This window comes from Bacillus manliponensis, assembly GCF_000712595.1.
GTDB lineage: Bacteria > Bacillota > Bacilli > Bacillales > Bacillaceae_G > Bacillus_A > Bacillus_A manliponensis.
On the sequence record NZ_JOTN01000005.1, the window covers coordinates 151,145 to 162,942 of the forward strand.

At 33.1% G+C, this 11,798-nt stretch carries 9 protein-coding genes and 1 pseudogene; 5 read left to right on the forward strand and 5 right to left on the reverse strand.

The genetic code is table 11. The annotated features are described in order from the left end of the window. Window positions 1-2: 2 nt before the first annotated feature. Both BAMA_RS08155 and BAMA_RS08160 read right to left on the reverse strand, forming a co-directional pair. Window positions 3-3,236 (reverse strand): helix-turn-helix domain-containing protein, encoded by a 3,234-nt coding sequence (locus BAMA_RS08155; RefSeq protein WP_034638137.1) that lies wholly within the window; start codon window positions 3,234-3,236, stop codon window positions 3-5. Window positions 3,237-3,265: 29 nt separating this feature from the next. Next, window positions 3,266-4,285 (reverse strand): site-specific integrase, encoded by a 1,020-nt coding sequence (locus tag BAMA_RS08160; protein ID WP_235184435.1) that lies wholly within the window; start codon window positions 4,283-4,285, stop codon window positions 3,266-3,268. A gap of 413 nt (window positions 4,286-4,698) precedes the next feature. Here BAMA_RS08160 and BAMA_RS08165 point away from each other — a divergent pair. Both BAMA_RS08165 and BAMA_RS08170 read left to right on the forward strand, forming a co-directional pair. After that, window positions 4,699-5,298, forward strand: a pseudogene (locus tag BAMA_RS08165) (topoisomerase C-terminal repeat-containing protein); the annotation flags it as partial. Between the two features lie 249 nt (window positions 5,299-5,547). Beyond that, a complete protein-coding gene (locus tag BAMA_RS08170) occupies window positions 5,548-5,979 on the forward strand; it encodes a VOC family protein (protein WP_034638145.1) in 432 nt (143 codons plus the stop codon). Between the two features lie 227 nt (window positions 5,980-6,206). Here the strand turns inward: BAMA_RS08170 and BAMA_RS08175 are convergent, their stop codons facing one another. Further along, a complete protein-coding gene (locus BAMA_RS08175; protein ID WP_034638147.1) occupies window positions 6,207-6,749 on the reverse strand; it encodes a PepSY domain-containing protein in 543 nt (180 codons plus the stop codon). A gap of 268 nt (window positions 6,750-7,017) precedes the next feature. Here BAMA_RS08175 and BAMA_RS08180 point away from each other — a divergent pair, with 268 nt between their 5' ends. After that, on the forward strand, window positions 7,018-7,866 hold the full coding sequence (locus tag BAMA_RS08180; protein ID WP_051758899.1) for a GNAT family N-acetyltransferase: 849 nt from the start codon (window positions 7,018-7,020) through the stop codon (window positions 7,864-7,866). 27 nt (window positions 7,867-7,893) lie between these two features. Here BAMA_RS08180 and BAMA_RS08185 read toward each other — a convergent pair whose 3' ends face one another. Next, on the reverse strand, window positions 7,894-8,838 hold the full coding sequence (locus tag BAMA_RS08185) for an L-lactate dehydrogenase (RefSeq protein ID WP_034638153.1): 945 nt from the start codon (window positions 8,836-8,838) through the stop codon (window positions 7,894-7,896). 191 nt (window positions 8,839-9,029) lie between these two features. Here BAMA_RS08185 and BAMA_RS08190 point away from each other — a divergent pair, with 191 nt between their 5' ends. Next, window positions 9,030-9,947: a CobW family GTP-binding protein gene (locus tag BAMA_RS08190; RefSeq protein WP_034638161.1), complete on the forward strand. Its 918-nt coding sequence runs from the start codon at window positions 9,030-9,032 to the stop codon at window positions 9,945-9,947. A gap of 63 nt (window positions 9,948-10,010) precedes the next feature. On the opposite strand, the gene BAMA_RS08195 is transcribed toward BAMA_RS08190, so the two are convergent. Continuing rightward, window positions 10,011-10,241: a DUF896 domain-containing protein gene (locus BAMA_RS08195; protein WP_034638163.1), complete on the reverse strand. Its 231-nt coding sequence runs from the start codon at window positions 10,239-10,241 to the stop codon at window positions 10,011-10,013. 321 nt (window positions 10,242-10,562) lie between these two features. On the opposite strand from BAMA_RS08195, the gene BAMA_RS08200 reads away from it, so the two are divergent. Next, entirely contained in the window at window positions 10,563-11,777 is a 1,215-nt protein-coding gene (locus BAMA_RS08200; RefSeq protein WP_034638387.1) for a substrate-binding domain-containing protein, read from the forward strand. Window positions 11,778-11,798: the final 21 nt, after the last annotated feature.

The window sequence follows — 11,798 nt, forward strand, 5'->3', positions numbered from 1 at the left end:
CCTCACTTAGTAGAAATGTGATAATTTGGATAATCGAAGAGAAAATATTTATTTGCCTCGGTAATGATATTTTCAAAAACTTCGAAGTTAATAAAGGTCTCTATATAGGATTTTCCAAATTCTGAAATAGCTTGATTAATTATATCTAAAATTAAAATAAATCTTATTGTGTCACGGTATCGAATTGTATCAAAGTTAGTACTTTTTATAGAGGTATGAATATTTTTTAATTCTTCCACAATACTAATCAATAAATAAATATTGAATATTGCATTAGGGCAGTTCAAACAAGAATCGAAGTTTGGAAAAGAGCACTGTGGATAGGTAATGCATTGTACATGTTTAGTTTTAGAAGGTTTTTCACCCTTTAAGATTTTAATAATGATCTCTATCACTTGATCTTTCGGAAGTTGCATTAATTTATCAACAATTGGTGCTCTTTCATTTTGATATTTAAGGAGTAGAAATGATATATCTTCTAATTGAGAAGGAGAATAATCATGTTTTAAAACTTGTATAATAGATGTACGATTTTCTAATAAATCAATTTCTGTAGCCTTATCCATCGCTAAATCAATGATGAAATTATAAAGCCATCCAAAAGTTCCACGGTTAAATAAGTTAAGTGAGACTACGTCTAAAGTGCCATCACGATTTGTAGACTGAACATAAGCAGTAATTGAATTTATATTTCTATGATTTCTTAAGTTTTTGGTTAATTCGTGAGATATTTCTGAATGTTTTCCGTAGTTAGTTACAGTATAGAAAAAGTGAGTGAGTAAAGAGCGATTCATAATTAAACTATTAAATTTAGGTAATTTTTTATTTTTATTAAAAAAGGTATGAAAACGTGAGTGTGAATTACTATATTTGCGTAGCGAGCCAAGTAAACGATCTTGTTTTTTATAGTTCCTACGATGTAATTCACAAATTAGCAATGATGTTGCAGCTGGCATAATCATGTCTTCATTACATAGAAATTGACCTAAAGAACCCGTTTTAGAAATGTGGATTTTCTTACATACTACATAATAATAATTTACAATACTTTGAGCTTGATCAATTGAAAGGCCATTATCTTTAAGTTGTTCTAAATTGTAAATGTTTAAGCCTTCTATTTCTTCTAAAGGTAAGTTTGGAAGTTCGGTAACTATTGTGGATTTTCTCCATCCGTTAATCATATGCATAATAACAAAAAGCCAAGTTTGAGCATATTGCTTATTCCGTTTTGCCATTGCAATATGTAGGTCAATGTTATTCGCGTATGTATAAAAAGCAAGGAATGTTTGTTTATCGTATATTTCTTTATCTCTTTTTAGTTTTTCATTATATTCAATTTTATAGGTGTTTTTAAATGTACATTGTACTTTGCTACAACAATAATTCAAAAATTGTATAAAATTTTGTTTATGAGTACGTGGGATGCTCTCGATGTTTAGAACTTCTTCAATCTCTTCGTCAGTTAATAAAATGATTTCTGTTCTTAGATTAAGAATAATGCTATTTAGAGTGTTAAATAAAGAGCGTACTTTATCTGTAAAAGACTCTTCTTGGCCTCTAGTTTGGGAAATTTTTAATAATACAAACTCATTATATAAATTTACAGTGTTCTTTAGATTTTCCTTGTAATGTAATGTGTTAATTTTTCTGTTATATAATTCAATAGCAATCGTAGAAAAATTCTTTTTCTTCTTTGCTTTAACAGAATCTATACTACCTTTAGGGATTAAAAATTTAGTATTTGAATTTAATTCGTATGAGTTAGTTTCGGAAAAAGAAGAGACATCCAACTTCTCGTTTTGAATTAGTTTGAGAAGTGTTTTTCTTGGCATTTCTAGTTCTTTGGAAGCTTGTTCTAAAGTTAAAAGATCTTCATCAGCTTTCGTTAAGCTTAAAAAAGCGAGTAGGTCTTTTTCTAATATAAATGTTTCTCCTTTAAAGTTTTTTTTAATGAATTTTAAAGTTCCGTTTTTAATCATTTGTAAAACTTCTTTTTCTGTACAAGAGAGCTTATGAGCACAATCTTTAATTGAAATGTAATCTTTGAATGTTGTTTCTCTGTTTATATAATCTGCTAGTTCTTTTTCCGGTATCAAATATCGTTTTTGAAATTTATTAAAATATGCATTAGGAAATTCATCATTATGAATAAGCGACAAAATACTACTATCATCTTTATTAAGTTTCTTACAAACGTCTTGAACGGTCATAAATCCTTCAGGTACATTGAGCATTGATTCGTAATCGACAATATCTGTTAAAGGTATATAAGCCCGTCTTTTTAAAACAATTCTATTTTGAAAGAAGGTACCATCACGGATGTATTTTTTTACAATATCAGGATGTTTTGAAATTCGTGCTGCGGTTTCTTCAACAGACATATAGTTTTCTGGAATGGTGTTCCTAGCTTTTAGGTGTTCAATATCCTCTTTAGGAATAAGCCATATATTGTTAGAATTCTGAAAAGCATTTGGGGATGTATCTGATTTAATATAGTTTAGAATAGTCCCTGGGTGAAAATTTAGTTCTTTGCTTGCTTGTTCAGTTGTAAAATAAGAGTTATTATCAATGGAAAGATAAGTATAATTTTCAATGTCTTTCTTTGGAATGAACCATCTATTTTTTAAATCCTGGAAAGCATTTGGAAACTTGTTTAAATCGATATAATGTTGGATGATCTCTGATTGAAAGTTTAATTCTTTACTTGCTTGTTCAAGGGTAAGATATGAATCATTGTCATAAAAATAGGTGTGACTTTCGATATCTTCCTTAGGGATATAATATCTTTTATCGGAAGGGAGTTTAAAAGCATTTGGGAAAATATCTCTTTTGATAAGGTCACGAACATCTGAGATAGTGATATTAAGTATTTTACTTATGCCTTCTACGGTATAGGAAGATTCTTTCTTCTGAAGTAAGTTTATAAATGAAATTATATCTTTTTTTGAAATATAATATATCTTACCTAGTTTGATTGAATTCGGAAATGTACCAAGTTTGAGCAATCTGCGTGTTTTTTCCGAGGACATATTTAATTTTTGGCTAGCTACAGATAAAGGATAGTGTGTTCTTGAAATATCATTTTCTTTAAATTTAATAATATCTTCCTCTGCAATTCGCATCTCTTTTTTTGAAATCCATTCTGCATGTAATTCTCCGTTTCTAATAAGTTTATATACAATTCCATGAGATAGGGATAATTGTTCAGCTGCCTCTTTTACTGTGAAATACTTCATGCTAAATCTCCTTAAATATTTATTCTAATTTATAGTTTTATTTCGGTATCAATATAAAGTTGATTAAGGTAATGCTCTAAATTGGTTTTCATTCGTTTTGTATTTGCCATATAGTCAAGTGAACTTGATATATTATCATCTCCGCGTAAAAGTGCGACATCTTGAGGGTTTTTTGCAACTTCTGCAAGCATGTTGGTAAAAATCCCTCTACCTATATGTGTAGACCAGTTGATATTGCTTAGGGAAATGGATGCTATTTTGTCATTTGGCTCTTGGGATTGTTTTAAATAATTTATAAAGGCTTTCTTTGCGTTAGTAAAATAGTAACGATAACTAGCACCAGTCATTGGCATGCCTTTTTTATTAAGGAAGATAGCATTAGTATTGGAGTTTTTTACATATTGTTGGTAGTGTAGTTTATATAATTGTCTTAACCAATCCCTAAACCCGAGAATTAATTGATTTCTTGGCTTTTTGACATAACTCGATCCTGATCCATCTTTAATATCAACTCGATTAATACTATTTTTAACATTTAAAAGCAAACCATCTTGACCGTAAGGACCTATGAGTTTAATATCGGATGTTCTAATATTTACTACTTCTCCAGCGCGTAAACCACCAAATATTTGCATGTAGACCCCTAATGCAATAGGATTTGCTACCTCAAATACAATTTCTAAAAATCTTAAAATATAAATATGTGGTATATCGTGTTCGATGTTGTTTTTTTCTGATGAAGGGACAATGATGCCTTCGAATTGAGTGTTAATGTAGTCTACAATAGAATTTTTAGAACTAATTAAATGTTCATTACTTGTTGATAAAGTATTGTTCAAATTATTTTTTGAAAGGTAGATAAAAAACTCTTTTATAGTACGCCGATAACTTAGAACAGTTGCTCTAGATTTTCCTTCTAAAGTCAAATTGTTTAAGAAACAAATCGCATGCTCGAAATTTAAATGTTCTAGAGAATATAGTTTGTAACTCTTTTGTTTTCTTAGAAGAAAGTTTAAGAATACTGCTAAATTTTGTGCATGTATTTTCATCGTATTGTAGCATCTATGTTTCCATTTGGAAAATAAGAAATCTGTTAGAGGGTGAATAATAACCTGTTTAGTCATAGGTATTTTTATAGCTAATGTGGCATGTTTCTTTTGTATAGGTTCCCTTTGTACATTCCTCCCAATACTAATCCATACAGGATACATAATAAACTTTATTTTCTCTGTTATATCTTCATTAAAAGGAAGAATATTATCTTCTTTAGCTATTGACTTTTTTATGAAGAACGCCTCCTATAAATGATGAATTAATTGTTCATATAGATTATAAAAAATTATCTCTATATTGAAAATAGCGAATTATTTATGTGCATAAATAATTTTTAAAATTCTGCTATATATATAATTCTGTTAGTGATTAATGTACAATATATTTAAGCTCATAATTTTTTTTATATGGTACTGAGGCGACGCGTGCAGGTATTATAACGATGCTAAAGGATCGTAAGTACATTGACGTGAAGAAAAACCAAGTGTATGCGACAGATAAAGGGAAAGTGCTCATTACTGCAATCGGGGATAAAATATTAGCTTCTCCAGAAATGACGGCAAAGTGGGAGCAGCGCCTTGCAGAAATTGGGGAAGGAAAAGCTTCTCCAGCAACATTTATGGAACAGACGAAAAAGTTATCTGCAAAAATTATTGAAGATGCGATTGAAATGTCGGAGAAATGGGATTTCACAGGGCTAAATGTACAATCAATTGAGCGAAAAGGCTCCAAATTTACAACTGGTAAAAAGGTTGGGAAATGTAAAAAGTGTGATGGTGATGTCATCGACAAATCAACGTTTTACGGTTGTTCTAACTACAACACAACAAAATGTGATTTCACCATGTCAAAAAAGATACTTGGAAAAACAATTTCACAAAAGAATGTAGCGAAGTTATTAAAAGGTGAGCAGACCGATGTAATTAAAGGTTTTACGAAAAATGATAAAACATTTGATGCGAAGTTAGAGTGGAAAGATAATAAAATGAACTTTGTGTTTGAAAAATAAATATGTCACAAGCTTTTACAGACGCTTATGCTTATGCTCATGCACGTCAAGAAACAAACAATATGATCGGGATTTTAAATATATTATTATCAAAAAATGCAGAAGAAAGGCTAGAAAAACTTCCAAACCCATAATATAAAGTTGCATGAATTGTATAGTGATGAAATCGTATAATGTTATATAATTAGCCATCTTGTTTCTCTTTTCAGAGGATGGCTACTTTATATAAAAACAAATAGGAGAAATGACATGGAGAAGAAAATGGATCATATCGGCATTGCTGTTCGTGATTTGGAGAGTAGTGTTCGGTTTTATGAAATGGTTTTAGCCGGGAAATTAATAGATCGTTACAGAAGTGATGCAAAAGGTGTAGAAAGTGAAATTGCGATTTTAGAAGTGAATGGCGATCGGATTGAATTACTTGCACCTACAAATAATACGACGTCACCAATTGCGAGGTTTATTAAACAAAAGGGTAAAGGTGTTCATCATATTGCTTACCGAGTAGATAATTTAGATGAAGCAATCGAAGAACTGAAACAGCAAGGTATTCGAATATTAGAGGACACACTTCGTATAAATAAGCACGGTAGAAGATTAGTTTACTTGAACCCTGCTGATACAGAAGGGACGATTATTGAGTACTGTGATTATCCAGAGTACAGTGAGCTAGAGAAGTAATAAAAAATAGCACTTATCACTTAATGAATAAGAGATAAGTGCTATTTTTTATTGTTTAATTTGTCATTAGTTTTATATCCCGCATTAACGAGCTGTAAGACTCCCGCCTCAAAATTCAAGAAAAAGCGAAGAAGTTTAGGTTGGAGATTAACAGCCCGTAAAAGCCCGATTGGTTCAACTAACACTCAGTAGGGGATGAAGAACCCCCCACTGAGTGAAGTTTCACTTTATTGATCTGTCTCAACCGAAAGAATCTTTCCGTCGGTTGCAGAAACATTTACCTCAGTTTCTGTACGGCCATCTTTCACTTGAACGCTGTAATACGTATTTTGTAATTCTTGCTCTATCGACCATTCTACAGCGTTTCCTTTGTTATTCATTTCTGCTAAAGCAGCTTTCATTGCTTCTTGCGGCGAGATGATTTTTTCTAAATTTAATGCTTCGTTTCGTTTCTTTTGACCATTTGCATCTTCACGGTCTAACTTCTCTTCTTTTTCTTTTAAGTCTTTTGAAGTTGCATCTACACTTATTTCATATTCTTTTGAATTATCTACACCTTCAATATCATATCTATATTCGCCAAAATCTTTATCAAAGTTAATAGATGTAATTGTTGCATTCGGATGCTTTTCTTCGAATATTTCAACCGCTTCATTTAAGCTAATTTTGAATGTTTCTTTAGAAATATCTGCTGTTGCATCGTTGTCGCATGCAGCGAGCAGTCCTACACCAGCAAGGCATACGATTCCGGTTACGATTTTTTTGTTCATATTTGCACTCTCCTTATATGTAATTAATTATATGGATGATTTTTCTACTTGCTTCATGAGTATGTAAAAAGAGAAGTGTTTCCTACTATAACATTATATAAGTGATAATAAAAGAGAAGAGTGTTAGTCTTAATTTTCGAAAATTTATTAAGTGAAACAAGTAGAGTGTATTTAGTATAATTATGGACAAGGTATAGCAACTTTGATTCACCTTTTGCAAGTATGTGTCACGATTTTTTTATAGGTTTGAACAAAGGGGAGAGGTATAGTGAATCATTCTCTACAATTATTAAATGAGCAACATATTGAACAACTGATACAGTTGTCACAATCCGTTGACTGGGATTATGATCGGTTTGAAATCGAAACAATTTTAAGCGTAGGAAAGGTTTATGGGTACATACATGAAAGTAGGAAAGTTATTGCAAGCGCAGCTATTATTCCTTATGCAGGTGAACTGGCTTCTATAGGAATGGTAATTGTTCATCCTAATTATAGGGGATTACAGCTTGGAAAAAGAGTCATGGAAGCTTGTATACAATCAGTAGGTGATGATAAACAGATTATGTTAATTACAACACCAGATGGAAAGCCAATGTATGAAAAATTAGGTTTTCAAGTGGTGAGTTCTGTTCATAAGTATTTATGCGATGAATTTATATGTGAAAGAATCACTTTTCACGAGTACGAAATTACTAATTATGAAGAAAAGGATTTCTTGCATGTAAGGAAACTTGATGAAGAAGCAAACGGGGTAGATCGCAGTGAATTTTTAAAAGTGAGGATAAAGCAAGCGAAACAAACGGTGGTTGTGAAAAATAGAAGCGGTACTATAGTAGGATTTGGCCTTAGTATCCAAACACCAGCCAACTTAATATTAGGGCCTATTGTTGCTTTTTGTGAAGAGGTTGCAGTGCTAATTATATATGAGCTATCTCATCGTCATAATGGTAGGTTGAGGATTGATACTCCAGAAAATAAAGTAGAGCTTACTTCTTTTTTACAAAAGAAAGGTTTTTATAAAGTGGCACAGCCGCCAATCATGGTACGTAATGGAAGTACGTTACTTCAGCGAAACGAAAATCTTTACGGAATTGCAGCACAAATATTTGGATGAGCTCGAAAAAGCGAGCTCATCCATGTTTTATAGGATAGGGGCCATCGTTTCCTTTAATACTTTTACAGAGTGATCAAATTGTAACTCTTCTTCTTCGCTTAAATCTACTTCTAAAATTTCGCGAACACCTTGGCGATTAATAACAGCGGGAACACCGATGTATACGTCATTTTGTCCGTATTGACCATCAAGGTAAGCCGACACAGTCAGCACGCTATTTTCATTATGTAAAATCGCTTTTGTAACCCGAAGTAGTGACATGCCAATACCATAGTATGTTGCACCTTTTCGTTCGATAATGTGATAGGCGGCATCTCGGACTTTGATGAAAATATCATCTAAATCACTTTGGTTATGGGCGTTATCTCTATCAAGGATTGTTTGGAGTTTTTGAATGCCAATAGAGACGTGGCTCCAAACAGGAAGTTCTGTATCACCGTGTTCGCCAATAATATAAGCATGTACGTTATGAGAATCAACTTCGAAATATTCACCTAATAGATAACGGAAACGAGCAGAATCAAGCGTTGTACCAGACCCGATGACACGTTCTTTCGGCAGTCCAGATTCTTTCCACGTTACATACGTTAAAATATCAACAGGATTTGTTGCAATTAAAAAGAGGCCATCAAATCCACTATCCATCACACTACGAACAATTTGTTTGAAAATTTTCGTGTTTTTTTCAACTAAGTCTAAACGAGTTTCACCTGGTTTTTGTGGTAGCCCAGCTGTAATGACAACAAGATCTGCGTCTTTACAATCATCGTAGCTTCCTTTCCAAACCTTTGTAGGTGAAGGTGCAAACGGAACGGCATGACTTAAATCCATCGCTTCACCTTCTGCTTTTGCTTCATTTACATCAACAAGTACAAATTCTTCTGCTGTACCTTGGTTAATCATACAATATGCATAACTACAGCCAACAGCTCCAGTTCCAATTAGTACGACGCGATCGATACCTTTTTTCATAATCAATCCCTCACAATTGTATTTATTGTAAATATATCCTAAAATAGTTTATTCTAGTTTGAGAAAGATATGCGGCTCTTGTCCAAAATACTTTGCACATCTGCTTTGTTTACAAATGAGAGCTCTTTTAATACAATATAAATCGGAATAGTTACGTTTTGTATTTTACATAGAAATGGACGGTTGATGACATGAAGAAAGTAGAAATTCATATATTAGGTGGATTTTTAGGAAGCGGAAAATCGACGTTACTACAAAATTTGTTGTTAGCAGAAAAAAAGAAAGAGCGAAAAGTTGCTGTGTTAATGAATGAGATTGGTGAGTTTTCTGTTGATACAAAAATTGTTGGGGAAGAGAATGTACTAAGAGAACTATTAAAAGGCTGTATTTGCTGTACGATGAAAGAGGAGCTTGAAATTCAGTTACATTCTTTATATCAGCAGGAGAGGCCTGATGTAATTTACATTGAAACAACAGGTGTCGCGCATCCAATTGAAGTGTTAGATGCATGTTTATCCCCGGTATTAGCGCCTTATGTGGAAGTGAAATCAACAATTGTTGTCGTAGATGCACCGAGATGGTTAAAGCGTCGTACGTTAAGCGCAAGTGTACAGCAACTTCTAAATGAACAAGTAAAGTATGGTAGCTATATTCTTATAAATAAAAGTGATTTACTAACAGAGGAAGAAAAGGCACAAGTTTTTGGTGAAATTGGAGAAGTAAATCATAAAGCAAAATTACAAGAAACACAGTATTGTAATATATCTTTACAGGATATAGAGGAAGTGATTGTAGAGGAAAATGAGGAATACGAATCACTGCATGTGAAACATCATTTACATATTGGAACAATGACATACCCATTTACGAAAAGTATCGATCAAGACGAGTTATATGACTGGCTTTCAAACTTACCAGAAGGTATTTATCGTGTAAAAGGGTTTGTGAAATTTCATGGTGATAAATATCCACATTTATTACAATACTCGTTTGGAGTACCGTCTTTGTTAGAGCAAGATTTTGGTTTTCCAACGAACCTTGTCATTATTGGGGAGGACTTAAATAAAGAGCAGCTAAGAGAAGGTTTGCAAGTGTTAGAATCTGAATAAAGATAAAGAAGAACCAGCATTGTTTTTATGTTGGTTCTTCTTTATCTTTATAATTAATTAAGTTCATTTGCTTACGCTCACACGTTCCTTTGCTAGTTGTAAAGATGGTGGCGTAACATTTTCTCCGTTTGGGTCCACAATTGTTGTATTTAGCAAAATTGTATCTAAACTACTTCGGAATACTCTCATATAATCTGCGCGTAACATTTGCTGTTCTTGTTTTTCAGAGTTTGTTAAACCAAATTGTTTTTCTTTTTTCGCTAACATATTAATGCGAAATAATATGTTTTTCATGTTTATCACTCCTTTTACTATAAGTTAGTTACTTACTTATGGTAATCTTAATCTTTTTTCTTTTAAATGTCAATTTTTAAAAAGGTCTATGTCGTACTTTATTCAAATAAGTACGGTTATGGAGATAAAAATGTAATAATTTGTAAAGTTAAAATAAACTGTTTCCATTGGAAGGGATTTGGAAAAAAATAGAGAATGTAGTGTTACCATAAAATTTGTAGTAATGTTCGTGTCGTGTATAAGCAAATAGTCATAATTACGAACCTTTTTTTGGCATAGTTGATTCTTTTGGGAGAGTAAAAAATGGGAGGAATCGGGGAGATGGCTAAAAAACGTAAGTGGCTAAAGGTGATGTTTACAGGGTGTGTATTAAGTTCCATGCTTGTAACAGTGGCTTGTTCAGGGGAAAAGGCGAGTACAGGTAAAGAGGAAACGGTGAAAGTAGGTGTGCTTGCTTCTTTAACTGGTCCGCTTGAAGCGTATGGGAAGCAGACGGTAACCGGTTTTGAGTTAGGACTTGATTATGCAACAGGTGGAACTGGGGAAATAGAAGGCAAAAAGATTGAATTCGTTGTAGAAGATACGGAAACGAAAGCGGATGTAGCTGTAAAAAAGGCTACGAAACTATTAGAAGAAGATAAGGTTGATTTTTTAGTGGGCTCGTCAAGTTCTAGTGATACGTTAGCTGTGCTACCACTTGCAGAAGAATATGAAAAGATTATGGTCGTTGAGCCAGCGGTGGCAGATAGTATAACGGGTAAAAACTGGAATGAATATATTTTTAGAACAGGACGAAATTCTTCACAAGACGCAGTAGCTGGTGCAGCAGCAATTGCAAAAAAAGGTGTAAAAATCGCAACGCTTGCTCCAGATAGTGCGTTTGGACGTGAAGGAATCGCAGCCTTTAAGGGTGGGGCAAAGAAATTGGGAGCGGAAATTGTAAATGAGCAATATGCTGATTTAAATTCTACTGATTTCACAGCAAATATTCAAAATATCATTAGTTCTAAACCAGATTATTTATTTGTTGTGTGGGCGGGAGCGAATTCACCATGGAAGCAGCTGAAAGATATGAATGTAGAAGGACAAGGAATTAAAATTTCCACAGGTGCTCCAGATATAGCAGCGTTAAAAACGATGAATGCATTAGTAGGTATGGAAGGATTTACAGTGTATTATCATACACTTCCAAATAATAAAGTGAACGATTGGTTAGTAAAAGAGCATAAAAAGCGTTTTGATGGAGCTGTACCAGACTTATTTACAGCTGGTGGTATGACGGCAGCAATTTCAATTGTGGAAGCGTTAAAGAAAACAAAAGGGGATACAGATGTAGATACGCTTATTAAAACGATGGAAGGAATGGAATTTGAAACACCAAAAGGAAAAATGAAATTCCGACCAGAAGATCATCAAGCTTTGCAAGCGCTTTACTCGATTGCGTTGGAAACGAAAGAAGGATTTGATTATCCAGTTCCAGTGTTAAACCGAGAATTAACAATGAAAGAGACAGCGCCAGCAATTCAAAATAAATAGGGGGAAGGAAGAAATTCCTTT

Bases quoted from the DNA above. Each gene is read 5' to 3' on its own strand.
- BAMA_RS08155 (WP_034638137.1), bottom strand. From the start codon at position 3,236: ATGAAGTATTTCACAGTAAAAGAGGCAGCTGAACAATTATCCCTATCT.
- BAMA_RS08160 (WP_235184435.1), bottom strand. From the start codon at position 4,285: ATGAAAATACATGCACAAAATTTAGCAGTATTCTTAAACTTTCTTCTA.
- BAMA_RS08170 (WP_034638145.1), top strand. From the start codon at position 5,548: ATGGAGAAGAAAATGGATCATATCGGCATTGCTGTTCGTGATTTGGAG.
- BAMA_RS08175 (WP_034638147.1), bottom strand. From the start codon at position 6,749: ATGAACAAAAAAATCGTAACCGGAATCGTATGCCTTGCTGGTGTAGGA.
- BAMA_RS08185 (WP_034638153.1), bottom strand. From the start codon at position 8,838: ATGAAAAAAGGTATCGATCGCGTCGTACTAATTGGAACTGGAGCTGTT.
- BAMA_RS08190 (WP_034638161.1), top strand. From the start codon at position 9,030: ATGAAGAAAGTAGAAATTCATATATTAGGTGGATTTTTAGGAAGCGGA.
- BAMA_RS08195 (WP_034638163.1), bottom strand. From the start codon at position 10,241: ATGAAAAACATATTATTTCGCATTAATATGTTAGCGAAAAAAGAAAAA.
- BAMA_RS08200 (WP_034638387.1), top strand. From the start codon at position 10,563: ATGGCTAAAAAACGTAAGTGGCTAAAGGTGATGTTTACAGGGTGTGTA.